Source organism: Acetivibrio clariflavus DSM 19732 (assembly GCF_000237085.1).
GTDB classification, from domain to species: Bacteria; Bacillota; Clostridia; order Acetivibrionales; family Acetivibrionaceae; genus Acetivibrio; species Acetivibrio clariflavus.
Window position 1 is genome coordinate 2,626,742 of sequence record NC_016627.1, and the last position, 25,472, is coordinate 2,652,213.

General features: G+C 39.2%; 20 protein-coding genes and 2 pseudogenes. 3 read left to right on the top strand and 19 right to left on the bottom strand.

Going from position 1 to position 25,472, the window contains the following annotated elements; translation table 11 throughout:
* Positions 1 to 305 precede the first annotated feature (305 nt).
* Both CLOCL_RS11135 and CLOCL_RS11140 read right to left on the bottom strand, forming a co-directional pair.
* Positions 306 to 1,682: a PhoH family protein gene (locus CLOCL_RS11135; protein WP_014255455.1), complete on the bottom strand. Its 1,377-nt coding sequence runs from the start codon at positions 1,680 to 1,682 to the stop codon at positions 306 to 308.
* Positions 1,683 to 2,104: 422 nt separating this feature from the next.
* Positions 2,105 to 2,452: a cupin domain-containing protein gene (locus CLOCL_RS11140; RefSeq protein ID WP_014255456.1), complete on the bottom strand. Its 348-nt coding sequence runs from the start codon at positions 2,450 to 2,452 to the stop codon at positions 2,105 to 2,107.
* Positions 2,453 to 2,903: 451 nt separating this feature from the next.
* Here CLOCL_RS11140 and CLOCL_RS23195 point away from each other — a divergent pair, with 451 nt between their 5' ends.
* A complete protein-coding gene (locus CLOCL_RS23195; RefSeq protein WP_245532781.1) occupies positions 2,904 to 3,155 on the top strand; it encodes a hypothetical protein in 252 nt (83 codons plus the stop codon).
* 289 nt (positions 3,156 to 3,444) lie between these two features.
* Here the strand turns inward: CLOCL_RS23195 and nifH are convergent, their stop codons facing one another.
* The 17 genes and pseudogenes from nifH to CLOCL_RS11230 all read right to left on the bottom strand — a co-directional run bounded on the left by nifH (position 3,445) and on the right by CLOCL_RS11230 (position 23,682).
* Positions 3,445 to 4,323, bottom strand: a complete 879-nt coding sequence (gene nifH, locus CLOCL_RS11150) for a nitrogenase iron protein (RefSeq protein WP_014255458.1) — start codon at positions 4,321 to 4,323, stop codon at positions 3,445 to 3,447.
* A 295-nt stretch (positions 4,324 to 4,618) separates the two neighbouring features.
* The gene (locus CLOCL_RS11155; protein ID WP_014255459.1) at positions 4,619 to 6,418 is read right to left on the bottom strand and encodes a sulfite exporter TauE/SafE family protein; all 1,800 of its coding nucleotides are present in this window, start codon (positions 6,416 to 6,418) and stop codon (positions 4,619 to 4,621) included.
* Positions 6,419 to 6,471: 53 nt separating this feature from the next.
* Positions 6,472 to 7,392 carry an S-layer homology domain-containing protein gene (locus tag CLOCL_RS11160; protein ID WP_014255460.1) on the bottom strand — a complete coding sequence of 307 codons (921 nt, stop codon included), beginning with the start codon at positions 7,390 to 7,392 and terminating at the stop codon, positions 6,472 to 6,474.
* 158 nt (positions 7,393 to 7,550) lie between these two features.
* On the bottom strand, positions 7,551 to 8,132 hold the full coding sequence (locus CLOCL_RS11165; protein WP_014255461.1) for a flavodoxin family protein: 582 nt from the start codon (positions 8,130 to 8,132) through the stop codon (positions 7,551 to 7,553).
* 3 nt (positions 8,133 to 8,135) lie between these two features.
* Positions 8,136 to 10,469: a heavy metal translocating P-type ATPase gene (locus CLOCL_RS11170; RefSeq protein WP_014255462.1), complete on the bottom strand. Its 2,334-nt coding sequence runs from the start codon at positions 10,467 to 10,469 to the stop codon at positions 8,136 to 8,138.
* Positions 10,470 to 10,484: 15 nt separating this feature from the next.
* Positions 10,485 to 11,366 carry an ABC transporter ATP-binding protein gene (locus CLOCL_RS11175; protein WP_014255463.1) on the bottom strand — a complete coding sequence of 294 codons (882 nt, stop codon included), beginning with the start codon at positions 11,364 to 11,366 and terminating at the stop codon, positions 10,485 to 10,487.
* Positions 11,367 to 11,438: 72 nt separating this feature from the next.
* Complete coding sequence (locus tag CLOCL_RS11180) at positions 11,439 to 12,437, bottom strand: ABC transporter substrate-binding protein (RefSeq protein WP_245532782.1); 999 nt, start codon at positions 12,435 to 12,437, stop codon at positions 11,439 to 11,441.
* 130 nt (positions 12,438 to 12,567) lie between these two features.
* Entirely contained in the window at positions 12,568 to 13,428 is an 861-nt protein-coding gene (locus tag CLOCL_RS11185) for an ABC transporter permease (protein WP_014255465.1), read from the bottom strand.
* Entirely contained in the window at positions 13,412 to 14,197 is a 786-nt protein-coding gene (locus tag CLOCL_RS11190; RefSeq protein WP_014255466.1) for an ABC transporter permease, read from the bottom strand. Before CLOCL_RS11190 ends, CLOCL_RS11185 begins: the two co-directional genes overlap by 17 nt.
* Before the next feature lie 30 nt (positions 14,198 to 14,227).
* Positions 14,228 to 15,739 (bottom strand): nitrogenase component 1, encoded by a 1,512-nt coding sequence (locus CLOCL_RS11195; RefSeq protein ID WP_014255467.1) that lies wholly within the window; start codon positions 15,737 to 15,739, stop codon positions 14,228 to 14,230.
* An 11-nt stretch (positions 15,740 to 15,750) separates the two neighbouring features.
* Positions 15,751 to 17,091: a nitrogenase component 1 gene (locus CLOCL_RS11200; RefSeq protein WP_014255468.1), complete on the bottom strand. Its 1,341-nt coding sequence runs from the start codon at positions 17,089 to 17,091 to the stop codon at positions 15,751 to 15,753.
* A 42-nt stretch (positions 17,092 to 17,133) separates the two neighbouring features.
* Positions 17,134 to 18,213: a uroporphyrinogen decarboxylase family protein gene (locus tag CLOCL_RS11205; RefSeq protein WP_014255469.1), complete on the bottom strand. Its 1,080-nt coding sequence runs from the start codon at positions 18,211 to 18,213 to the stop codon at positions 17,134 to 17,136.
* 283 nt (positions 18,214 to 18,496) lie between these two features.
* A complete protein-coding gene (locus CLOCL_RS11210; RefSeq protein WP_014255470.1) occupies positions 18,497 to 19,168 on the bottom strand; it encodes a corrinoid protein in 672 nt (223 codons plus the stop codon).
* Between the two features lie 42 nt (positions 19,169 to 19,210).
* Positions 19,211 to 20,146, bottom strand: a complete 936-nt coding sequence (gene cysK / locus CLOCL_RS11215) for a cysteine synthase A (RefSeq protein ID WP_014255471.1) — start codon at positions 20,144 to 20,146, stop codon at positions 19,211 to 19,213.
* Positions 20,147 to 20,284: 138 nt separating this feature from the next.
* Positions 20,285 to 20,851, bottom strand: a complete 567-nt coding sequence (locus CLOCL_RS11220; RefSeq protein WP_014255472.1) for a nitroreductase family protein — start codon at positions 20,849 to 20,851, stop codon at positions 20,285 to 20,287.
* A gap of 31 nt (positions 20,852 to 20,882) precedes the next feature.
* Positions 20,883 to 22,559, bottom strand: a pseudogene (gene nifB, locus CLOCL_RS11225) (nitrogenase cofactor biosynthesis protein NifB); the annotation flags it as partial.
* Between the two features lie 409 nt (positions 22,560 to 22,968).
* A complete protein-coding gene (locus tag CLOCL_RS11230; RefSeq protein ID WP_144687023.1) occupies positions 22,969 to 23,682 on the bottom strand; it encodes a hypothetical protein in 714 nt (237 codons plus the stop codon).
* Positions 23,683 to 24,149: 467 nt separating this feature from the next.
* Between CLOCL_RS11230 and CLOCL_RS11235 the strand changes: the two are divergent.
* Together CLOCL_RS11235 and CLOCL_RS11240 are read left to right on the top strand one after the other, a co-directional pair.
* Positions 24,150 to 24,953 (top strand): annotated as a pseudogene (locus tag CLOCL_RS11235) (alpha/beta hydrolase); the annotation flags it as partial.
* 20 nt (positions 24,954 to 24,973) lie between these two features.
* Positions 24,974 to 25,243, top strand: a complete 270-nt coding sequence (locus tag CLOCL_RS11240) for a DUF2325 domain-containing protein (protein WP_014255476.1) — start codon at positions 24,974 to 24,976, stop codon at positions 25,241 to 25,243.
* The last annotated feature ends 229 nt before the right edge of the window (positions 25,244 to 25,472 follow it).

The window sequence follows — 25,472 nt, forward strand, 5'->3', positions numbered from 1 at the left end:
TTATTGCTCTTGATTATCTGTGTAATTTATCACATTCATAGTATACTCAATATCTCTTTTTTTATATTATCAATTGCCACAAACTCACCTTATTTTTTTATTGGTAATATAAGTTAATTATAAGATTAATATTATTCGTCGTTTTTTAAAAAATTCCTCCTTTATATAAATCTATGGTGCTTTTTAAGATTTTTTCCGTAATTTCATAATTAAAATAACTTCCGCTCCTTAGAAAAAGGCTGTTTAAAACAAGCTCAATTACAGCGGAAGTTATTTTTCAATCCTTTATTATTCATTTAAAAATTTTACATTCTTTTTGCACTTTCATAAGCCAATTCGGAACGTTCGCATTCTTCATCGGTTAATGTAACCTGATAGCACAGCGGACTTCCCTTCATACGCTCTGAAGCATAACACAATCCGTTTGTTCTTATATCTAGGAACGGATGGTCAATTTGTTCCGGATCTCCCAAAAGAATAATCTTTGTTCCTTTTCCCGCCCGGGTTATTATGCCCTTGACCTGTTTTGGCGTAAGATTTTGAGCTTCGTCAATTATTATCCATTGCTTTACTATAGATCTTCCGCGTATAAAGGCAATAGCCTCAGTATTGATTATTTTCCTGTCGAAAAGCTCATCTATTTTATCCTTTAACTCCTTTTCACTGTTGTATCTTTCGTTCTCATCATTATCTATAAGTACCTCCAGGTTATCAATTACAGGTCTTAGAAAAGGTGCAATTTTATCTTGCTCCGTACCGGGCAGAAAACCTATATCCTCATCCAGGCGTACATTAGGCCTGCACACCAGTATTTTCCTGTACAATTTGCTTTGCTCAACCATTATTTTATGCAGCCCAACCGCCAGAGAGTAAAAAGTTTTTGCAGTACCTGCCGGTCCTTTTATAATTACAAGGGGTGCCTTATCGGCATCCATCATTAATGCTTCCTGCATGAATTTCTGTCCTGCATTCCTCGGTGTAACACCAAAGGGCCTTTCATGTATAAACGTGAGCGGCACAATTTTTTTACCGTCAAACCTGCCCAATGCAGTTTGCTTTTCGTTAACCGAAGAATGGATTATCAAAAACTGATTCACAACCAATTCGGGACATTCCGTCTTCGAATAGTCACAATTATAGCAAAATATATCTTCAACATCCAGAAAGCCTTTATTGTAAAACTCGTTTATTTTTTGCTCGGTTGCATATACATCCAGTCTCCCCTGATATTGCTTCTTATACTCAGGGACCTGTTCTGCAAAAAAGTCCTGTGCAACTATTCCTATTACGTTGGCCTTTATTCTTTCAAAAACATCCTTGGTAACAAGAAATACGTTTTCACCTTTTTCCATTAACCCTTTGCATACTTTCAGAATCCTATTGTCATTGTTCAAATCCGACCAGCTGGGGGGAAGTTGTACATTGTTGCAGTTCAGCTCTACCCTTAATTCTCCTCCGTTCTCAAGTAATACTCCCTTGCTCAGATCACCTTTTGTTCTCAGATCATCCAATATCCTTGCCGCATGACGTGCATTGGCTCCTAATTCGGAATTGTCCTTTTTGAATTTATCCAATTCCTCCAAAACAACCTCGGGAATTACTATCCTATTGTCGCCAAAGGAATACAATGCGAAGGGAGTTTGCAGTAATACATTAGTGTCAAGAACGAATGTTTTTTTCAATAGTTATCGCTCCTATTCCTTTAATTTTGTGTAAAACTTGTGTCAATACAGAGCTTACTACTACAAAACAAATATGGAATGGCTATAGCCAATTTTTTAAATCAAATTTTTGAGATTATTTCACCAAATTTTATCATATGTCACTAATATAAAATATGTCATTTCACCCTCCGATGATTCAACATTTTTTATTATAACTTATTCCAGAATAGTCCTTTACAGCACTTATACAAATTATTGCAAAAAGAACAGAAGACTTAAAAATCTCCAAAACAATTATGACTATTAAGATATAGTTGCTGATATGAATTTTACGGAAGTGCCGAAATTATTACAAAAAAACCGGTGCCCAATAACTGCTTTAACCATATTCAATACGGTATGAAATAAAAAAGCACCGGAAGTTAACAAGATAAAAAACACTAGTAAAGCAAGATAATTGCTATCATTTCCAAAGGTTCGTCACCGGTATTTTCAACTGCATGGGAAGCTCCATTACCGGTAAGGATAGCGTCTCCAGCCTTAACTTCAGATAAAGTTCCGTTGTCATCTACAGTTCCCTTACCTTTTACAACATAGAATATTTCCTCTTCATTGTCATGCTGGTGAAGGCCTATAGAACAGCCGGGATTTATTGTAATCTTTGCACAAAGTCTGGCTTTTCCCTTAAGTTCCTCCTGTTTGAAAATGTGAAGTATTTCAACAGACCCTTTTCCACCTCGCATTTGCTCCTTTATTTCTTTAACCATTTCATCTGCACGTTTAATCATAGCTACACCTCTTTTAAGATTGAATTGGTAATGCTTTATTTGATTTAAACCTAAAACTTTTTATAATACCTATCCAAAGCTTAAAACATATATAAACATTTTAATACATAAATATTTTCGAATCAACACATTTCCAATCCTTGTATATACATTATCGGCAAAGGAAAACGCAAAAAAAACCGAAATTTAAAAAACTTAATTTCAGCAAGTTTTTAACCGTTGTACAGTTGAACAAAAAAGCAAAATAAAGTAGAATATTTAATATAAATTTTAGAACAAAAGAAATTTAGTAAGGGTGGGGATTACTATTTTAAATATTTCACCGGCTATCGTTAATATACATGTATTTGATGAAATTACAAAGATCCGTGGGCGCGACCTCCTTTTTAATCCTTTTTTCAAAGCACCCCCCATGGTTTTGTCTTTTGTTACATACACTACAGTTTTTAATGTGCCAAATGGTTTGGTAAACTTCAAATATAGATTGACCAATCCTATGAACGAAATTATGCACGAAACCAATATCAATGGAGTAGAAGTTACGGGAAACGCTTTTTCTAACGTAATTATATGGAATAATGTCAACTTTACTATGGAGGGTGAGCATACCATAACTTTTTATCTTTCCACCGGATCTGGATTTGAGCCTACAGGCAGCACAATTATCATTGTTGAAAAACAGCTAAGCGCCAATAATGGCTAACTTGTTATCCGTATTTGATTTTTGGAACAGCTTGTTTTCGATACAACAACACTAACTTTAAAAATGGCTATCAGTCATTTATATGATTCATAGCCATTTATTACTTATTAGTGAATTACAAGATAAGTAAATTTTTTATGATTTTTTAAGCTGCATAATTATTTCCGGGCGCAAAAAATCCTAAAAAAATATTGAACGTAGAATTCCCAATACAAACAGGATCTACGTTCAATACAATTTTATCGGTATTAAAATATATAATTCTTTCAACGTCAATAAAAATCCCTGTTCAAATATTACTGCTTACCTCTGTCCTAACTTCGCCCGTTTCAAGAGCCAGCAAGTAATCACCCCATCTTGACGCCCAGGCACGCAAATCTGCTATATCAAGCGGAGTAGGAACCTTCGATTCGGTGTGCTCGGCAATTTTTTGAGCAAGGCTCTTGTACACCTTTGCCTGCTGGGAATCGGGCGCAGCTTCAATGGTGGTTTTCCCCTGAAGCTCACTTTGGGTTACTGTAACCGATCTTGGAATGTATTCAATGACTTGAGTATTGGTCTGCTTTACAAAATCGTCAATTATTTCTTTTGCATAGGGTGCATTAATTGAGTTGGCAATAACTCCGCCCAAAAGAGCACCACCGGAATTGGAATACTTTTGTATTCCCTTAAACAGATTGTTGGCAGCATATATCGCCATAAAATCGGCTGACGAAACAGTAAAAACATGTTCGGCGATTCCCTCGCGAATAGGAACTGCAAAGCCACCGCACACTACATCACCGAGAACATCATATATTACAAAATCCAGGTCCAGCTCCTCGAAAACTCTTTGCTGCTTAAATAATTGTACAGCAGTAATAATACCTCTTCCGGCGCAACCGACTCCTGGCACAGGTCCTCCGGCTTCAACGCAATATATGCCATTAAATCCTTCATATATTACTTCACTTGCTTTAACCGTATTTTTATCCCTCAATGTATCCAGGACTGTAGGTATGTATTTGCCGCCTCTCAATGTATTGGTCGAGTCGCTTTTAGGGTCGCAGCCAAACTGCATAACTTTATATCCTGCCACTGAAAGGGCTGCACTTATATTTGAAGTTGTGGTGGATTTTCCAATACCCCCTTTTCCATAAATAGCAATTTGTTTAACTTTTTTTGCCATGCTCCATCTCTCCTTTTTGCAAAGATTAATTTTCATACCCTATCCATTGCTATCAAGCATTTCTCTTTTGGTTGACTAAGTTTTAAATTTGGAGTATATAAACAAAAAGACTAAGCCAAAAAACACATTACGTGTTTTTAGCTTAGTCTCCAGTCTTTCTGGTCAACCAACATTAATACGAGTATTCCTATCGTTTTAATATATTTTAATCCATTTTAAAAACTCTGTCAATACCTATTGCAAAATTCAACAAAAAGAAATCGAGATAACATCAGGAATCAGTTTAGGAAGTGCTTCAGTTAACAGAAAACTCATACACATTTATTATATTTTCGGTCAAAGTACCTTTAACAATGACTTTGAACCCGCTGTTTTTCGTCAACTTATTTAGCTGCTCATAGGCAAGCTGATGGCCCTTTTCATCAAACATATAAAATTTATAGTTTCCATCATTCTGTTTTACAGCAATACCATATCCGCTGTCGGCGCATTCCTCCATCAAAAGGCACGCCCGGGTTTCATTTTCCGGCTTCATTATTTCGAAGCAGTGTTTATCAATAAGATATCCTTCCCATGTTTTAAACTTTATTTCATCAGCAGCTTTCTTTTGTTCTTCTCCCGTTGGCACTTTTTGTTTCTCATGTATGCTGTGATTTACTGCGTCAGACATCTCACCTTTTCCTTTTACTGATTTATCCGTTGTACTGCATTCGGCACTAAGCCGATTATTCCCCATCTTGTCGCACTCTTCCCCGGACTTATCCTTTTCCATTCTGCAGGCTTCTTTTTCATTGCAATTATTACTGTTCGATCCAGGAGAATATTCTCCTTCCAAATTGCTCATGCTGCAGCTTGACGATTCCGTATTATCTTTATTGTCTCTCAACAAGGTTATATTTTCGGGTATTTGTTTTAAGTCCGAAACCACATAAATATTACTTTTTATCATCCCCATCCAGCATGTATAGACAATTTCTCCTTCATTTTCAGCAGTAAATTCTATTATATTTTCACCCACAGTCAACTTTTTGTTTATATTGAGCTTTGGGATGGTTATTTCATTGTTGCATTGGTTTAAAGACTCCTTGTCTGCAGTAATAGTCCATTTTACAGGTATTCCTTTCTGTACTATAATTGAAGGATAGCTTCCGGCATCAACCTTTGTAACAACCTTTTGAAAATTCCCCTCAATTTTTGCAATGCCATCGGTATTAACATTGCTTTTACCCATAAAATTTATGTTGATGCCCGACAGTGCCAGTCCTCTTCCTATCATGACAAACCCGAGAACCACTACCAAAGCGGCACTGAACTTTAGAATCCTATTGGAATTTTTCTTGCTTATAAAAGAATTCAACATGCCAAAAACCAAAAGTGCCGGTACAGTTCCCACAGAAAATACAAACATCGACAGTGCCCCAATTAAAACACTTCTAGTACCCAAAGCATACAACTGAACAATCTGAAGAGGTCCGCAAGGCATCAATCCTGTCAGTATACCCACAATAAAAGGCGTATAGTTGTTTTGGTTAACCAATTTTCTAGCCACAAAAGACGGGACGGGGATATTGAATTTCCTTAACGCAGGAAATATTCCCAAAAGCTTTATCCCCATTACAATCATCAGAATACCTCCTGCAATGGGAACCAAGCCTTTCAACAATCCGTTGAAACTCAATACCTGTCCCAGCCCTCCTACAAGACCGCCAATAAAAGTGTAGGAGATTATCCTTCCCAAATTATATAAAGCCGACGGAAGCATTAAATTTTTTATATTTTTCCTTTTGTCTTGTAAATTTTCCACTTTTCCTATTGTTTGCGACATTGCTATACCGCCGCACATGCCGATGCAATGAACCGACGTGAGTATTCCCAGTACGAACAGTATACCGTAGCTGGAATCTTCGCCAAGGGACGGCAAATTCTTCAGCATAAAAAGGTCATGTAAAAGATTTATCAAGTCAATGGACAAATAATGCTTGAAAACTTGATAAACAGCGACAACAGCTATCACTCCAAACAAAATAGCTATACTTTTATGCAAAATACTTTTAACATCCTTTGGACTGTTTTGAATAGCTTCCTTCGGCCTCATTACGATCTCCCTTCCTGAAAAAATTTCAACTTTTTTAATATCTTTTACAGAGCTTATTTCTCCACCAGCTCAGTAATTCTGATTATATCACCACTGACCAGACCTTTAGCTCTCACAACCACATTATTTTCTTTTGTTGTTGTCTTTAAAATTTCTTTTGCAATTTCCTGTCCTTTGTCATCAAATTTATAGAATATGTAATTTCCATCTCCCTGCTTTACAGCCACTCCATATCCGCTGGCTTCGCACTTCTTCATTTTTAGGCATTCCACCGAATCTTTTTCCGGCTCCCCAAAAGCAAAGCAGTGCTTATCTATAAGTACTCCGGTAAGTTCAGTTTCTGCATTCACCTCAGGAATAAGATCTTTGTCTATTTCTCCAACCTTGGCTTTGTACAATAAAACCACTGCCTCCGCCCTTGTAATTCCTTTATAGGGCAAAATCCATCCATCCGATGAGCTTTTTAAGTATCCTTGCTGTAATGCATTGAATAAATCAGCTTTAGCCCAATCGGGAACCTCATCGGCATCTTTATAGTTAAAATCCTCCTTTTTGAAACTTCCATCCCACTTTAACAAATTGGCCAGTATTTTTGACGCCTCAATCCTGCTGACAATATTATCAGGCTTTATGGTTCCGTCATCATAGCCCGATATATATCCGGCATTTACAGCGTTATATATTTCGTCCTTATACCAGAAACTCTTTGAAACATCTTTAAATGTAACCTCTCCTTTGCTTTTCAGATCAAATACCCGGTTAATCAGAGTAAAAAACTCAGCTCTGGTTATTTCTCTATCCGGCTTAAAACTGCCATCGGGATATCCTAAGACATATCCCTTTTCATAAAACTCCCTAATCTGGCTTTCCGCCCAATGTCCCAAATAGTCAGTGGATCCTGCATATACCTTTGTGCCGAATACTGCTGCAACAGTCAATAATAAAAGTATTTTGTTCAAAAATTTTCTACTCATTTTGACCCCTCCTAACTGAAGTTAAATTATTTTAATTATCATATTTATACATTTTTTATATTATTTGGTTATCACAGTGTAAAGGGATGCCCTTTTACCAAAAGGCATTAAATTGGCAATAATCAAGATTTTAATTGAATATGATTTATAAAATTATACTATCCGTTGCTGTTAAGCTTTTTCAGTAATGCTGCAATATTTTTTCCAAGAGTTCTGAAGGTGGCTATTCCTTCTTCATCCTTCCATACATCACCCGGCTGCAGGGCCAAAGTCATATTCCAATAAGTACTTCCCGGTACAATCATCTCAGAAATACCGAAGAAAAAGTTAATAGCCGCATAGGTAAAATTGCTGCCGGCCCTGCGCACAGCCACAACCGGGGCGCCAACCTTACCTTTCAAAAATCCTCCATTGCTCTTTGCGACATAGCCGCACCGGTCAATTAAGGCTTTTATCTCGGCAGTCACATTGCTGAAATAGGTGGGTGAACCTATGATTATTCCGTCAGCTTCAATCATCTTTTCAATAAAGCTGTTCATTTCGTCATCCTGTATTGCGCAGCGCTTATCTTGGTTTTTCCGGCACATCATACACGCTTTGCAGCCGGAAAGTTTTTTACCTCCCACCTGTATTAATTCAGTTTCAATACCTTCCTTCCTGATCTCTTCCAAAACAATTTCAAGACTTTGTGCGGTATTACCGTTTACCCTTGGGCTTCCGTTAAAAGCAACCACTTTCATTTATCAACACCTCGCTTCTTTTGAATAGACCATAAAATCGGAACTCTTTTTTAAGTTAAGCTTTCTTAAACTGAGGGAATTGACAAGCACCGATATTGAACTTAAAGTCATTGCCACCGCTGCAACAATCGGATTTAAGCGGCCCGCTGCAGCAATAGGTATTCCCAGAATGTTATATATAAAGGCCCAGAACAGATTCTGTTTGATTTTCCGCATGGTACGCTTAGACAGTTTAACTGCATTGCACACATTCATCAAATCTTCCTTAAGAAGTACAATATCTCCTGTTTCAATAGCTATATCGGTACCTGAGCCTATTGCAAAGCCCACATCGGCCGCTGCAAGGGCCGGCGAATCATTTATTCCGTCTCCCACCATACCCACTGTTTTACCTTTGCTTTTAATGTTTACAACTTCCTTTGCTTTATCCTCAGGCAAAACTTCGGCTATAATATTGTCTATTCCGATCTTTGATCCAACAGCTTTTGCAGCCTTTGCATTGTCACCGGTTATCATAACCACCTCAATACCCATTCTTTTCAGCTCTTTAACAGCTTCCAAAGCACTTTCTTTTATAGTATCCGCCAGGGCTAAAACCGCAACCGGGACATTATCCACCGAAACCATTACAGCCGTTTTCCCCTCGGAATAAATTTCGGACAAAATGCTTTCCGCCTCGGAACAATCAATATTATTCTCTTTTAGGAATGACGGTGTTCCGATTAAAATATTTTTATTTCCTATCTCAGCCTGAACGCCTTTTCCGGGTATGGCTTTAAAGCTGTCGGGATCCGGAAGCTCTGAACCCATGATTTCTTTTCCCTTTTCATAGATGGCCACTCCCAATGGATGTTCCGATTTCTTTTCAGCAATGGCAGCCAGTATTAGAGCATCCCTTTCACTGTATAGTGCTGTGTTTTTCCCCAAAATAATTATATCAGAAATTTCAGGTTTTCCTTTGGTAAGAGTTCCGGTCTTGTCAAAAACAATGGTGTCTATTTTATAAGCTGTCTCCAAGGTTTCCCCTTTTTTTATGAGTATACCGTTCTGGGCTCCCTTACCCATGCCAACCATTATGGCTGTAGGTGTTGCAAGCCCAAGGGCGCAGGGACATGAAACCACCAATACCGAAACAGCATAAATTATAGGTATATTTATAACAAAGAGCACACGCTGGTAAACAATGAAATACCAATAAAGGAAGGTGGCAATGGAGGTTAATACCACAAAGGGTATAAAATAGCTGCATACTTTGTCGGTTACCTTCTGAATGGGGGCTTTACTTCCCTGGGCCTCCTCAATAAATTTGATAATTCCGGCAAGTCTTGTCTCACTTCCCACTTTCGTGGCTTTAAATTTGAAGGTTCCGAACTTATTGATTGAAGCACCGGTTACAAAATCCCCTTCTTTCTTTTCCACCGGAAGGCTTTCACCGGTAAGCATCGACTCGTCAACTGCAGAAGCGCCCTCTATTATTATTCCGTCTACCGGAATTTTTTCTCCAGGCTTTACAACAACTATGTCTCCCACTGCAACCTCATCTATGGGTAGGTCAATTTCTTCATTGTCTCTTATAACCCTTGCCGTCTTAGCTTTCAAGTCCATAAGTGCCTCAATCGCTTTAGATGTTCTCCCTTTTGCAAGGGATTCCAGGTACTTGCCCAGCAAAACAAGGGTTATTATAACCGAGGATGCTTCAAAGTATACGCCTTGCAATCCCGATACATAGGCATAGTTTTGAAAAATTACTATGTAAACGCTGTAAAGATATGCAGCTGTTGTCCCAAGGGCGACCAAAAGATCCATCGTTGTTTTTCCGGCCAAAACCGATCTGAAAGCATTCCTGTAAAACCGGGCACCGATAAAAAGCTGTACCGGCGTTGCAGCAATCAGCTGCAGTCTCCAGTCATGCAAGAACAAAGCTTTAAGTCTAAGCTCATATAAAGTCTTACTCCATCCTGTCTTTGGTCCCGGATCCAAAATATCGTGGCAAAAGCCTATTCCTTCAGAAAGCATACACAATATCAATGGCGTACTGAATATTGCCGAAAGAATGAAAAGCAAAAGCAGCTTTTTTCTTTCCCTTTCAGCCAGATCAACATTCGATGCGGTACTTGCTTCACTGTTCAATTCCACTGCAAACCCCAGTTTCTCAATGGATTTCTTTATATCTTCAATGGATATTCCGCTGTCGTCATATTCAATAACCGCCTTTTCGGCCGCGTAGTTTACAGTGGCTTTCAATATGCCTTTTTTCCTTGAAAGGGCCGATTCAATAGTTATGGAACATAATGTACAGGTCATCCCGTATATTTTTAAAGTTACAGTGTCTGTCATAACAACACATCCTGTTTATATTGTTGCTGAAACCGATATTTCTTCCGCTATGTTTGAGTTATTTTCGTTTACTGCCACTTCTTTCTGAACGTTCTGCAATATCTCCCATACCCGATGGGTAATCCATGAGAAATTGGTTGAATTTCTTATATCTCCAATCCTTCTGGGCCTTGGCAGGTCCACATCCACAATTTCCTTGATATAACCGGGATTTGCCGACATTATTGCCACTCTGTCCGCTAAACCTACAGCTTCCTCAATACTGTGAGTAACAAATATTATGGTTTTATTGGTTTCTTCCCATATGCGCAAAAGTTCATCCTGCATTGTTTCCCTTGTCTGAGCATCTATAGCTGCAAAGGGTTCATCCATTAAGAGCACTTCCGGGTCATAGGCAAGAGCCCTCGCTATTGCAACCCTTTGCCTCATTCCTCCCGACAATTCGTAAGGATATCTGTCCTCAAATCCTTCCAGCCCGACAAGCTTTATAAATCTTTGACTTATCTCTCTGCGATCTTTTTTCTTAACTCCCTTAATCTCCAGGCCGAATTCCACATTGTGCCTTACCGTCCTCCACGGGAAAAGGGCATAACCCTGAAGTACAATTCCCCTATCTAAGGCAGGACCGGTTATGATTTTATTGTCAATGTATATTTCTCCCGAACTTGGCTTGGAAAGGCCTGCAATTATGTCCAGCAAGGTGGATTTTCCGCAGCCACTGGGTCCGACAATGGTCAGAAACTCACCGGCTTTAATATTCAAATTTACATCCTTGATTGCAACAAACTCTTTCTTATTGCTGTTATTTCTTTTAATGCTGAAAACTTTGTTTATATTTTTTATAACAATTTTATCGGTACCCGCATCTAATATTTTTTTGTTTTCACCCTTTGACATGTTCCAATCCCTCCTGTCGCATTTGAAATAAATATTGTAAGTATTTATACTTCCCATCAAATCTAGTTTTTGTTATCTCACTTCAAACTGATGTGTAATTAAATCGGAAATTTCAATCTGTCCCTCTTTCAGCTTTCCGTTTATAATCAAATCATTTATCCATGGCTTGACCTGTTCCTCATCAATAACTGTGGAAGTTGCATACCAATGGCTGGCGTTTCCGTTGGAACCTATAAAATCTGCAGTAATTTTTGCAGCCTCATCGGGATTGCTGTTTGCCCATACCTGTGCTTTCTGCATTGCTCTTGCAAATCTATGTACTATATCCGGTTTTTCCTTGATAAACTTTTCGGTAAAGTAGTACAAATAAAGCCCGGCCGCTTCTCCCAATCCTGAGTCGGATGAATCGCCGATTAGCGTAAGTCCTGACTCCTCAGCCAATTTATAAAAGGGAGGGTGTACGCAGGCTACATCAAGATTGCCTTGCTGCAGTGCCTGGAGGGCAGCCTGGTCGGTATCAAAGTTTATAAAGTTCAGCCTATCCCTTCCTATTCCGTATTTGTCGAAAATTGTGCTGGCTATGAAAGTTGTGCAGCTGGGTGCCAATCCGTTATGATTGATTTTCTCACCCTTTTTATAATTTTTAAGATCTTCCCAGGTTTTAATCCCCGAATCGGCTCTGACAAACCATCTCATATGCCTGAACTTTGGATCCACCTCCGGACCGGGTTCTATTATTGCCCGGCCTATTGCTTTTATAGGAGCCCCGCCGGCTACATAGGTTGCAAGAGCATTGGGATGTGTCTCTGCAAAATCGTTGTTTCCGTTTAAAACCGAAGGCAATATCTCAGTACTCTTTAATTCCCCTGTAAACACAAGTTTTAATCCTTCTTCCTTGAAAAACCCCTTTACATCAGCCACCAGAATAGGTGTTGAGGTGCAATTTTTTCTTGTATAGGTTCTAATTGGTATAAGGTTTTTATCATCCTCCGATGAATTTGCTGCCGGTACTGCATCGTTATCCTTCAGCGAGTACAATTCCGATGGCGAACCCACCTTTGTTCTGCCCAAATAGGCTCCAATACTTATGGAAAGTGTCAATATAAGCGCCACTACAGCAATTACAACAAATTTTATTTTATTTTATTTTGAATAGTCATAAAAACCTCCTCTTTCTATTTATGTCAATTATGCTTTCACATTAATTGCTCTGAAAGGATGATTCCTTCCAAACCAAAAAGTGTTTTTCCAGTCTTGTGAACAACAGATTTATTATTACCGAAAGCACAGTGATAAAAAGGATGATGCCATACATTAACGGCACTTGATAGGACTGGCTGCTGGAAAGATAGTACCATCCCAGCCCCTGACTGGAGCCTGCCATCTCCGAGGCTATTATCATAAAGAAAGAAACCTGTGCACTTATTTTCACTCCCGTAAATATTCCCGGAACAGCAGCCGGAAGGATGACCTTGAAAAACAATACCTTTTTATTGGCGCCCATGGACCTTGCCGCTTTAATCATGTTAGTCTCTATGCTCCTGGTCCCGGCAATGGTATTAAACAGTAAAGGCCATTGGGCAACCCAGAAAATTATAGCAATTTTTTCAACATTACCGATTCCGAACAAAATCATGAAAACCGGAAACAAAGCGAAAGGATTAAGTTTTTCTAGCATTCTTAAAAAGGGAAGCAGTGCTCTTTCAAAAGTCTTAAAAAAAGTCCCCAGCAAAAATCCCATTGGAATGGATATAAAAGCTGCCAGCAGAAAACCCAGCATTGCCCTAAACAAGCTTATTTTCATATGATATACAAGCTCCCCTGATTTAAACGATACTGCCAGTGCGGCAATAACCCTGGTGGGTGGCGGAACAACCGAACTTGGAAGCAAATCATAATTGGAAGCCGCTTCCCATGACAAAAAGAACAGAATAATGGCTATGCTTCCATAAAGAAAACTTTTTATTTTTTTGAAAAAGTTTTTTACGGCATCTGTATTAAAAGTTCGCAAAGTTTCCCCATTTTCCCTTGCCAATTTGGAATAACTATATTGCTTTATCATGGCCTGCCTCCTTCCAGATAATGATGTTCTCTTCAAGCCATTGAATGGTGTAATTCACTGCAAGGCCTATTCCTGCTATTAATATCACCGCCAGATATATCCTGGGAATAAAGCCCATACTTTGTGAGTTGTGTATAAGCCAGCCTAATCCCGAGTCTGCACCAAGAGTTTCAGCACCAATAAGCATCATAAAGCTCATAGTCATTGCTGTCTTCATTCCGGTAAATATTGATAACAATGCCCCGGGAATAATAACTTTAAAAAATATGGTTATGTTATTTGCTCCCATTGACCTGGCGCTCTTTATAAGAAGCGGGTCAACACCTTGCACTCCTGCGACAGTAGTAAACATGACAGGCCAGAAAGCCGACCAGAATATAACAGTGTAAATCCCTTTCTCACCGATTCCGAATACTACTACAAAGACAGGAAACAAAATAAAGGGTGGTATTTGAGACAGGAATTTAAGGAGCGCTTTTAAAAATTTTTCAAGTTTAGGGAACGCACCTCCCAATATGAAACCTACCGGCAAAGCAACGATAGATGCAGCAGTAAAACCTATAAATATTCTTTTCAAGCTCACTGAAGCTTCTATAAACAATCGTAAAAAGGTCAGTTTCCTTGCTTCAGCCACTATTCTTGAAAAAGGGGGTACAAAATTCGGATCGGCCCAGCCGATTTTAGGTGCTACTTCCCAAAGGACAAAAAATGCAATAATTATATATAAACTTATAAACCTATCGTGTATTTTTAGAAGCAATCTTCTCATAATACCACCTCTATTAAAATCCGTTTAGTTTTATAAAGCTGCACTGTCATCAATGTAGGTAAAGGGATTTTGTTCATACCATTCATCCCTGTAGGGAAGCTTTGAATTTCCTACAAAATTGCGGTTAAAAGACGGATTTCTCAATACTCGTGCAATCTTTCTGACTATTTCATAAGCCCCCTGATATCCCATATAGATGGATGACTGTCCGAACAGCGGAAAGATTGGGAAACCTTGTTTTGCAGTATAACCGTTTGTACCTATGTGACCTATGTACAAATCCGGTTTAAGCCTGTTTAATAGGTTTGCCTGTTCAAAGGGCTGCCCTGTTGCCACATTAAATACAATGTTCTCATTGTTTTCAATCATATCCAGCAAGGGCTCTGCAAAGCGGTCATAATGGTATCCTTTAAGTCCTATAACTTCCATGCCCATGCTCTGTAACAGTTCCGCTGTGGAAAGTATCCTGATTTCTCCGCCGCCTAAGAATACTCTCTTTCCTTTAAGCTGTTCCTTAAACGGCTCCAACGCTTCTTTTAACTCTTTTGTTTCAACCTCAATGAGCTTATTGGCCTTTTCTTCCAAACCGAAAAACGATGCTATATCCATAATCCACTGATTGGTATTTTTTATCCCTATAGGTATGGACCTTAGCACGAAAGGAATGCCATACTTCTCTTTGATATGCTCGACAAAATAATCGTCGTGAGTTGCGCAAATGCTTACATTGAGGGCTGCCTCGCCAACATAGGCGAAGTCATCGGGTGAAGCGTAGCAAGGATAAATCCGTACTTCCAAACCCAAAGCCTTCACTAAACGTATAAGTTCCTCTTCGTCCTGACGGCTCATGGAAGAAACATTTAAAATATTTACCGTTCTGCTCTTTCGGTATTTTTCTTTTATCACTTCCAACTCATCTTCATAAACCACTTTTTCCTCTTCTTCCGGCCTGTCAACCAAGTTTCGCAAAATCCCATGGTATACCGAATCATAGGCACTGGCCATAATTTTGGTCTTAAAACCTTCGCAGTGTACCGGAACAATTTTTGCGTTTACCTGTTTTTGCAAATCTTCAAGAATGCTGTCAATATCATCTCCTATAATTGCCGGGACGCAGCTGTTTACAACAATAATCGCCTCCGGTCTGAACTCCCTCTCGGCATACAGCACAGCTTGCCTTAATTTCTCTTCTCCTCCGTTTACCACATCATTATCATCAAGATTGGTATTCAGCCATATAACCCCTTTTGCATTGGGATCCCTAAGCTTCTGAAAACCCTTGTTCACACCTGCCATGGACAGGCTTCCTCCACCGCAGCCTATGGGACCATGCACTACTATTACTGCATTTCTTATGGTATTTAAAATTGCCAGACTCAAGTTCAACTGACACCCCTGAGTTTGGGCAAAGGTTCTCTTCACACCGTTTAAGCAGCCTTTTTTGCCCTTTCTGGCAAGTTCGCAGCAAGACCCTCCAAAGGCATTGCAGGCTTTCAACCGGTCTTCCCTGACCGGCGGTACTTTTTCACTGATATAATTCATATTAACCCCTCCTATCGGTTTGCTACCAATGCACTGAATATGTCCTCTGTAAGCCTGATAGCTCCGTCATAAGCTGCATAGGTCCTATCCATTACAACTCTGTTGGATATAGGGTAGGTCACACTTAAATGAGGTACCTTCAGTTCATCGGCCAAATCTTTTTCAAAACTGCTTCCTAAAATAAAGGCAGGACTGAAAGAATTATAATATCTGCTTCCGTTATTGTTGGGCCATACATCTCTGAAATGTCTTTTAACGCTTGAAGTGTCGGTATCAAAAACCACCTTGGGTTTCAGTCCGGATTCGAAATTAGTAAACCTCTCCCTGACAATTTCCTTTTGCTCATCGGTTAAAATATCCGTTATAACCACAAGCTCGGGAATCCAGCCAAGGTCATCGCTTAAGAATCTTGCCAGTGCCTGGGCATAGGATGAGTCTCCCACTATTATGGCATACCTTTGCAAATCCAGATCGTTATAAACATCCGCGATTCTTTCTATGTAGCTGAAATATCTGGCCTGGTGCTTTTTTATCACCTTGTCTGCAAAGGCTTTTTCAATACCCAACCGCTCGGCTATTTTGGTTATGAATTCCCTTGTGCCATGGGGACCTATCGGGAACGGCACCGATATGTAAGGTACTCCGTGTACTTCTTCAAAAACCCTGGCCGGCTCAATACCTGCCGTATCCGATACCACCACATTCAAAACGGCACTGCCGGCATTTTTCAAATTATCCAGGGTTTCATCCTCACCAAAGAAGGTGTTTACTTCATATCCAAGGTCCTCTATAAGCTGTTTGAGATTTTTAAGGTTACCCTTCCAGAAAACATCCTGCACCGGCACTATACCCCACAGATTTATCAGCTTTTCATTTTTGACCTCGGTTTTAATTGTAAACTCCCTGAATAATGTGCTTAATACAATATCGTATCCTTTAAAGAAATTTCCGTGAAATCCGCCGGTATCGGCTGCCAAAAGGGTAACATCCCTGTCTTGAAATCTTTTGGCAACACTTTTGACGTCATCCCCAATCATCTCCACCATGCATCCCGATACGATAAAATAAAGATCTCCGTCCATGATTTTTATAGTGTTTTCCACCTGCTCATAAAGCCTTTCTTCTCCCCCAAAAACAATTTCCTGTTCATATACATTTGAACTGGAAAGGGCCTGCCCGGCGCAATATCCGCTTCCCAAATATCCTGAGGCATAATTTAACGCATTGGAAATATTACCTCCGCACCCTGCCGCTGCGTGTAAAATCGGAATGGTTCTATGAAGATTTTTTAATGTTCCTATCGCTCCCCCAAGAGCGCATACATACCTCGGTCGATCTATAAACTTACTCATTCTTTTGCCTCCTTACCAATATTTCTGAAATTTCTCCCGCCATTAATTGAAGTTTTCCGGATTCAGCGGATACTGCCCGTACTTTCTTGCCGAATCCCTAAGGGCATGGATATTTTCCGGCGGTGTAGGAATGGGAAGTCCGCATCCCAACGCAAGAATGTAGCCTTTTGGATTGTCATAAGCCTTCTTAAGGCACTCTTTCACATTTTCCTCCACATCTTTCGGTTTCCCAAGATACATTGTTTCGGTAGGTCTTATATTCCCGACAAGTACCACTCTATCCCCCACAGCATGTTTGGCTTCTTCCAAATCCACTTTATCGTCAATGCTTAATAGACCCGCACCGGTATCAGCCATGTAATCCCATATATTTTTGGAGTTGCCGCAAATATGAAGTGACGGTGCCGGTTTTCCAAGAGCTTTTATTTCATCCACCAATTCCTTAAGGTAAGGAAAGGCAAACTCCTTAAACTGTTTTCTGCTTATCAGGCTTCCCGATGCACTGGGTTCTCCGATATTGATGTTCACGTCCAGCTTTGCTGCTTCCCTTACAAAAGCAATGGTAGTATCGGTTGCAAGTCTAAGTAGTTTGTGGGCAAACTCCGGATTTTTGTAGAGGTCTTTCATAAATTTTTCAGTTCCCCTTAAATTTCCGGATGTGCTAAAGGGGCCGGGCACACTGATCGCTACAGGTATTTTATGCCCCAATGCCTCAACCAGCCTTTCAGCAGCCTCAAGAATAATGGAAAACCTTCCTCCTGTTCTGGGATTGGGAATACTTAGCCGGTCAAGGTCTTCATATTCCTTTACCACATAGTCGGAAACAAAGGGTGCTCCATTATCAGGAAATTCCAATTTACTCCCGATGGCTTCGGCAATTCCTCCTAATCCCGGTCCTACTACCGCCCCTTCCGTTTCATAAATTTCGTGTGCTGCAATCTGGGCTTCCACAGCTTTTTCAACCGACAGATGCAAATCCGAAACTTTTGCTCCTATCAGTCGGGCTGCATGATCCCCGATAAACAAATTGCATGGAATCCTGTCATAGGGCTTGCCTTCAGCAAAGGCTTTCATTCTTTCCTTTGCCGTCATTTGGTCTTTTTTTATTTCAACAGTACTCATTGATCATTCCACCTTATCGGATTTATTGATATGTATTCCTATCTGATTAGTCAACTTAAGGTTATAAGTGAAAAATGCGTGCAAACTCTTCACAAAATTGAATTATTTTAATTCTTCCTATTTCGATTTACTCGGTAATTGTATCTGCCAACAGTATGTATATGAATAAACTTTTCAGAAAAAGAGAAAAGGCCATAACTTATCTAGGTTATGGCCTCTAGTTTTCTAGTCAGCTACATAATTACAACTTTTCCTATTGGATTAATATTATTTTAATACATATTTATCCGGTTGTCAACAATAATTTGGAATTTAATAATCTTTTTACAAGTCTCACCGCTTCGGCAGCATTAACTGAATATCCGTCGGCTCCAATCTTATCGGCAAAGCTTTGGGATATAGGTCCTCCTCCTACTATTACTTTGAATTTATCCCTTATATTTCCCTCGTTCAATATACCGATAACATCAGACATTCTGTCCATGGTAGTGGTCATTAAAGTTGATAATGCAATTACATCGGCATTGTTTTCTATTGCTGCATCCACAAATCTCCGGGGCGCAACATCCCTGCCCAAGTCAATAATTTCATACCCTGCCGATTCGAGCATGATTTTGACCAGGTTTTTCCCAATATCATGAGTATCTCCTTCCACAACACCTATCACTATCTTGCTTTTTTGTCCTTGTTCCTCCGATTTAATATGGGGTTTTAAAACATTAATACCTGCATACATAGCATCGGAGCACATTAAAAGTTCCGGTATGAAATACTCTTCTTCCTCAAAAAGCTTTCCTGCCCGTTCCATACCATCGGCAAGACCTTTGTCTATAGCCTCGTAAGCATCGACGCCATCTGCAACGGCCTTTTTTGAAAGTTCCACCGTTTTTTCCTCATCCATTTCCACCACAGCATCCGAGAGCTTCTGATACAATTCATGCCTATTTTCCGCCATAGTCCCCCTCCTTCATTATAACCTTATCCCGCAGCCATTTATCTATTTATCCTGAAACAGCGGTGTGGAAAGGTACCTTTCTCCGGTATCGGGCAGAAGTACAACAATAGTCTTTCCTTTGTTTTCCGGCCTTTTTGCTATTTGGGTTGCGGCAAAGGCAGCAGCACCGGATGAAATACCAACTAAAAGCCCTTCGCTGGTTGCAAGCTTTCTCGATGTCTCAAAGGCTTCCTCATTTTTTACCTTAAAAATTTCATCCACAACTTCCCGGTTAAAATTATCCGGAACGAAACCTGCTCCAATACCCTGAATTTTATGCGGACCTTTGGCACCTCCAGAAAGTACCGGGGAATCAAAAGGTTCTACAGCAACAATATTTACATCCGGTTTCCTCTTCTTCAACACCTCACCTACACCGGATATGGTTCCTCCCGTTCCCACTCCGGCAACAAAAATGTCTACTTCTCCATCGGTATCTCTCCAAATCTCTTCAGCTGTAGTCACTTTATGTATCTCAGGATTGGCGGGATTTTTAAACTGCTGAGGGATAAAGGATTTAGGTACCTGGGCTGCCAATTCTTCCGCCTTTCTGATGGCACCTCCCATTCCCTCAGTACCGGGTGTAAGTACAAGTTCTGCGCCTAATGCTTTCAGTAAATTTCGTCTTTCTATACTCATTGTATCCGGCATTGTCAGTATCAGTTTATACCCTTTTGCAGCAGCTACAAATGCCAGTGCAATACCCGTATTTCCACTTGTCGGTTCTATAATAACCGTCTCTTTATCTATCAATCCTTTCTCTTCCGCATCTTTAATCATCGCATATCCGATCCTGTCCTTTACACTGGATGCCGGATTAAAGTATTCCAATTTGGCAATTACCCTGGCATCCAGATTGTTTAACCGATTATAGTTTACAAGTTCCAGCAAGGGTGTGTTCCCTATCAGATCTGTTAAATTTTTTGCTATCTTTGACATACAATACCTCCGCAAAATAATTTATTAATCTAATTTAGGCCGCCTAAAAAACTATTCATCCGGTATTTGTGCCGAAACATTTGTGCTGAAACTCCCCTGGACGAAATTTTTCAAAGCGGCAATCGACCCCTTTTTTAATCACTTTATAATATTTATATTGCCTTCCCGTCTCGGTGCAGGTTCCGGTTTTTCCCCCGCAATGTAACCGAATGCCGCGGAGCCTATTGGAATGTATCCCTCCGGCATTCCCAACTCCCTGAACAACTCTTTACCCTCGTCAGTGGTATAAAGGTAATTAACGGCATGTATCCAGCATGAGCCTATACCCAATCCTTCAGCAGCCAGCAAGGCATTTCCCAGTGCTAAAGCACCGTCGGCAATAGGTGCAACGGATTTTTCATCCACTGAAACAATAATATATGTAGGTGCATTGTAAAACGGACTGAAATTTTCTGCCTTTGCTCTTTCTTCAAGCCTTGGGATACCTGATTTTTCATATACTTTCCTGGTCAAAACATTTATCCTGTTTAGAATTTCTTTATCCTGTATTACGGTAAAATGCCATGGCTGTTGTCCCATTGCGCTGGGAGCAAATTGCGCCGCTTTAAGTATAATCTCCAACTCACTGTCCTTAATCTGTTCTTCTTTAAAACTCCTGACGCTTCTCCTTTCAAACAGTATTTTCAGAGACTCTTTCTTGCACATAACAAATTCCTCCTAAACTATTTTTTCTTTATCACATGCAAACACCCGAGCAGCCCTGCCGTTCTGAAGTGCAGTGTCTCACGGAAGACTTGGAAAGATTTCTTATCAGCCTGCTTTTTCTGCCATAGGTTTTCAAAGCTTTATCAATACTTCCGCTTAATGCAAAGGCTTTTATACCTCTTCTATTTAAAATATCTTCAGCATATCTTCCGATTTGCTCTGCCAACACCGTCTCAACGTCCATAAGCAGTTCCGCTTTGGATCTCACCCTTTCATGCACATCGGAATTGTTATTGATTTGCCCGGTTTTTCTTACTTCAATGAGATTGTAACTTCCGTCTTTAAATACCTGATATATCCAAAAATCTTCTGCACTGCCGAAATGTTGATTAATGTTTATACCATCGGAGGTTGAAACTGCAACTTTGCTGTAGTCTTCGGATTTACCTTGCGAAAATTCCTTCGGGTCATTATCTCTTTCGCTGGCCTTTCGATAAGCCTTCACATAGGCAGCAATCCCTTTGCAAATCTCTTCGTCGATAAAACCATAAGCCTGAATTACCAGCTTCCCTTGTTCTTCCAAAACCTTCTGCGGAAAGTGTCCTATCCGCTGAGCAATAACAACCTGACAATCTTTTACCGCTTCAATAATACCGTTGAGATTATCTTCCGCATCTCCGCAGCTTTCAGGCCCTGAGCAAAAATTTTGAACCATCCTGTTTTCAATAAATTCGACCTTTGCTTTTTGATATTTGTAAATTGCAAACTGGGAAGTATGCCCAAAATGCTTATTTACCAGCCTATTGTCGCTTGTGGCAATAGCAACCAAAATGCCATCCTCTTCAATGTTTTGAATCTGCTCGCTGCCGCTGTTTAAAACAGATTTCCTGAATTCTGCAGAACGGTCGTTTTCCAAAGTACCGATAGCATCGGCACGGCACTGCTGGCAGTGATACATTTGCTTTAAATACTTGCTGCACTTCTTTCTCAAGTCATTCAATTCCTTCTGTGTCGCAAGGGGCATATGTTCAAAGGCACTTCCCGGTGCAGGTATAAGCTGCATTATATTACCTATAAAAACATCGTAGCGGGTTAGTTCCTTTACTAGTTCTTCAATATGATAGTCATTTATATCTTTTATTAATACAGTATTGACTTTAGAGACAATTCCTAAACCCGAAAGCTTTTTAAGCCCCTCTAGCTGATTGTTTAAAAGTATCTCCGAAGCTTTTTCTCCTGTATATCTTACTCCTTCATAGTTTACTTCCCTGTATATACGAGCCCCTATTTTCGGATCAATGGTGTTGATAGTAACAGTCACATGGGTCACACCAAGGGCTGCAAGTTCCTCGGCATAATGGGGCAGGTACAATCCATTGGTGGAAAGGCAGAATGTAATTTCAGGATCCGCTTCTCTTATGAGCCGGAAAGTCTCTTTTGTCGCTTCAAAATTAGCCAGCGCATCCCCCGGTCCGGCAATACCAATGACTTTTAGATTTTTAAGCTTTTCTCTTACTCTAAGGAACTTTTCCAGCGCTTCTTCCGGCTTTAAAACCTCACTGGTAACCCCCGGGCGGCTCTCATTTACGCAGTCATATTTTCTGTTGCAATAGTTGCAGGATATATTGCAAGCCGGTGCAACCGGCAAATGCATTCTGGCATTTCGGCATCCTCCGCTATAGCAGGGATGGCTTTCAGTTTTCCGCTTTATTTCCGGTGTGAAATTTAATGTAAGTTTATCCATAGCAACCGCTCCTTATAAAAAACTCCGGGCATTGAACGCCTCATATTTTGCATCTATAACTTTCTTTGAAAGACTCTTAAATAATCTTTAAGTCATCGAGACCCTCTGATTTTTCGTCTTTCACTGCGTCGGAAAGATGCCAAGTAAAAAGGCCAGATTCACAATCCCTCTTCATCAGGGATGTAAATCCGGCCTCCAGTTCATCTGGTCAGTCGAAATCCAAACCAATTCCTAACTATTCATATTTGATTTGTTATATTTATTTTATTACCAAAATTTATAATTGTCAATATATTTTTTAATTTTCCTATATGTTTAATATGATTTATCATTAACCAACAATATTTATTATATTGTAAATGTAATATTCTGTTTATTTAAGACTCTTCAAATCCTTCACATTCCTTTTAACAATGGGCTCTTTCTCAGACTTATCCGATACAAAATCAATAAAATCCTGTATATCATTCTTCAAAAATCTATATCCGAAATCATTTGTAGCTATTTCTTTTCCATCGTCAAATACCAGTATAACCAGGTACTTTTCGTATTCTTTACCACTGGATGTCCTATCATGAGTCGAAACAAGTATTTTTTCTATCTGAGAATAATTGTATGTTTTTTCTTTAAAACTTACCAGACTGTTAGCCACAATAACATCATTTTTAAATACTGCATAGCAGTTAGTAAAAAACGCCAAGTGAACAATTATCCCAATACTGGCTACAGCAAAAGTTACATCCAGAGTTCTGGTCCGTTGTGTAGATAAACCTCCGTAAATTTTCAGATAATCACATATTTCAAAGTAATACTTCTTAAAAAAAATTCTTATTAAAAAATCAACACAAATCACTGATGTCATAATACCCATGAAAAGAGCAGGAAGTCCAAAAATCACCTGTTGCGGATAAAAATAATAAATATATTCACCAAAATCCTTTCTATTTATTAAATAAACCCTGAAAAATACTTTTGTCCATATGTAAATGAATAGTAACATAGAAACAAGTATAAAGAAAACTACCGTTCCTGTTATGCTTTGCTTTAAATCTCCCCGCCTTATGATAGTACTTATAGATTCATCCATTATTTTTCTCCCAAACGGATTTATTATCTGGTAAAGCTTATAAAAAACCCAAAAAGCAAGTACTAATCCCACAAATATAAAAGTATTTTGCATGTCAGCTTCCCCTTTACTTTTCTAAAATCATTATGAAATAAAGCTATTGAACGCCTTGTTACCGGCATTTTTATTCTGTGAAATGCTACAATAACGCTATCTCCAGGAATAGACTATCTCACTTAAGAAAATTCATACAAAAACTTGCCAGGCATAGTAAATTGGGTCTTTTCCGCATTTATTGAGATATAATTTTCACACCTATTATATCATAATATGCCACGATATATATAACATAAATAAAAATTTGTTTTATATATTTCCTATATGTTTAATAAGGTTTTAGTGTTGACAAATTACATTTATTGTATTAATATTATATCATAGTATTCCGATAAAATTACTTTGGTATAGACTAATCAGCGAAAGGAGTTTTATATATGCAAAAATCCATTGAAATAAAAAGCCGTAACTTAACTTTACGCGGTACACTACATACACCTGACAGAGTGAACGGAAAATTTCCTCTTATAATAATTTATCATGGCTTCGGCGGTAATAAAATGGGTCCCCATTTCATGTTTGTCAAGTTTTCAAGGCTTCTGGCAGAACACGGATTTGCCAGTATTCGATTTGACTTTGCCGGAAGCGGTGAAAGTGACGGGGAATTTATCAATATGACCTTGTCGGGAGAGTTGGAAGATGCAAAAAACATACTGGATTATGCAAAAAGTTTAAAGTTTGTGGATAAAGAAAATATAGGTGTAATAGGATTTAGCATGGGCGGTGCCGTTGCCAGTATGCTGGCCGGAATAAACAGTAAGGATATCAAAGCATTGTGCCTTTGGGCACCGGCAGGCAACATGCCTGAAATTGTGGTTAACGATTTTATTGCAGAAGGATATCCTCAATTTCTTGAAAGAGGCTATCACGAATTTGAAGGCCTGCCTATTGGAAAGGCTTTTGTGGAAGACTTAAAGAAAATTGACATCTACGATACTGCTTCTAAGTATGACGGTAATGTGCTTCTGCTTCATGGTGATGCTGATGAAGTGGTAAATTTCAGTGCTTCGGAAAAATATCTTGAATACTACAACCAAAAGGCTAAGCTTATCGCTATAAAAGGTGCTGATCATCTTTTCAGCAAAGAGGAGTGGGTTAAGCAATTATTCAGTCACACAATAAACTTCTTTTCAGATGAACTTAGCAGCTTCTCGGCAAATTACACGGCAATATAGCCATAACAGGATGTGATATAATGAATGTAACTATTTTCGGCGGTGACAATATTGAAAGAATTAATTGCAGCCTTTGTGAAAGAGGCTACTGTGTAATCAAGCATGTAAGCGGACGAAAAAACAACCACAAAGGCATGGAAATTCCAAAGAATTCCGATGTGGTGATTGTATTTACCGATTATATTAATCATTGCCTGTGCAGCAAAATAAAAAAGGAGGCACAAAAGCTCGGTGTCAGGACCATATTCTCCAAAAGGTCCTGGGCATGTCTCCAACAATTGATATCTTAACTGAAAAAGAGGGAATGTAAGTAATTTTGTGTATCATAATTTATGTAATCCTTCTTTAGCAAGTAAATTTTAGTTGACAAGGTTTACAGAATATTGTTTTTTATTGCCTTTTCATTATATATTATTGCCGGATTTGTTAAGTTTTATACATAAACTTGATTAAATCTGGCAATAATCATTTATAATGGTCAGTATTAGCCTTTTAAACCTATATTTTTAATTTTGTGAG

Coding starts and splice junctions, on each gene's coding strand:
- CLOCL_RS11165 (WP_014255461.1), bottom strand. CDS start 8,132: ATGAAAGTGGTTGCTTTTAACGGAAGCCCAAGGGTAAACGGTAATACC.
- CLOCL_RS11220 (WP_014255472.1), bottom strand. CDS start 20,851: ATGTGCAAGAAAGAGTCTCTGAAAATACTGTTTGAAAGGAGAAGCGTC.
- CLOCL_RS11195 (WP_014255467.1), bottom strand. CDS start 15,739: ATGAATTATATCAGTGAAAAAGTACCGCCGGTCAGGGAAGACCGGTTG.
- CLOCL_RS11170 (WP_014255462.1), bottom strand. CDS start 10,469: ATGACAGACACTGTAACTTTAAAAATATACGGGATGACCTGTACATTA.
- nifH (WP_014255458.1), bottom strand. CDS start 4,323: ATGGCAAAAAAAGTTAAACAAATTGCTATTTATGGAAAAGGGGGTATT.
- CLOCL_RS11160 (WP_014255460.1), bottom strand. CDS start 7,392: ATGAGTAGAAAATTTTTGAACAAAATACTTTTATTATTGACTGTTGCA.
- CLOCL_RS11230 (WP_144687023.1), bottom strand. CDS start 23,682: ATGGATGAATCTATAAGTACTATCATAAGGCGGGGAGATTTAAAGCAA.
- CLOCL_RS11185 (WP_014255465.1), bottom strand. CDS start 13,428: ATGATAAAGCAATATAGTTATTCCAAATTGGCAAGGGAAAATGGGGAA.
- CLOCL_RS11190 (WP_014255466.1), bottom strand. CDS start 14,197: ATGAGAAGATTGCTTCTAAAAATACACGATAGGTTTATAAGTTTATAT.
- cysK (WP_014255471.1), bottom strand. CDS start 20,146: ATGTCAAAGATAGCAAAAAATTTAACAGATCTGATAGGGAACACACCC.
- CLOCL_RS11210 (WP_014255470.1), bottom strand. CDS start 19,168: ATGGCGGAAAATAGGCATGAATTGTATCAGAAGCTCTCGGATGCTGTG.
- CLOCL_RS11175 (WP_014255463.1), bottom strand. CDS start 11,366: ATGTCAAAGGGTGAAAACAAAAAAATATTAGATGCGGGTACCGATAAA.
- CLOCL_RS11140 (WP_014255456.1), bottom strand. CDS start 2,452: ATGATTAAACGTGCAGATGAAATGGTTAAAGAAATAAAGGAGCAAATG.
- CLOCL_RS11205 (WP_014255469.1), bottom strand. CDS start 18,213: ATGAGTACTGTTGAAATAAAAAAAGACCAAATGACGGCAAAGGAAAGA.
- CLOCL_RS11200 (WP_014255468.1), bottom strand. CDS start 17,091: ATGAGTAAGTTTATAGATCGACCGAGGTATGTATGCGCTCTTGGGGGA.
- CLOCL_RS11240 (WP_014255476.1), top strand. CDS start 24,974: ATGAATGTAACTATTTTCGGCGGTGACAATATTGAAAGAATTAATTGC.
- CLOCL_RS11155 (WP_014255459.1), bottom strand. CDS start 6,418: ATGAGGCCGAAGGAAGCTATTCAAAACAGTCCAAAGGATGTTAAAAGT.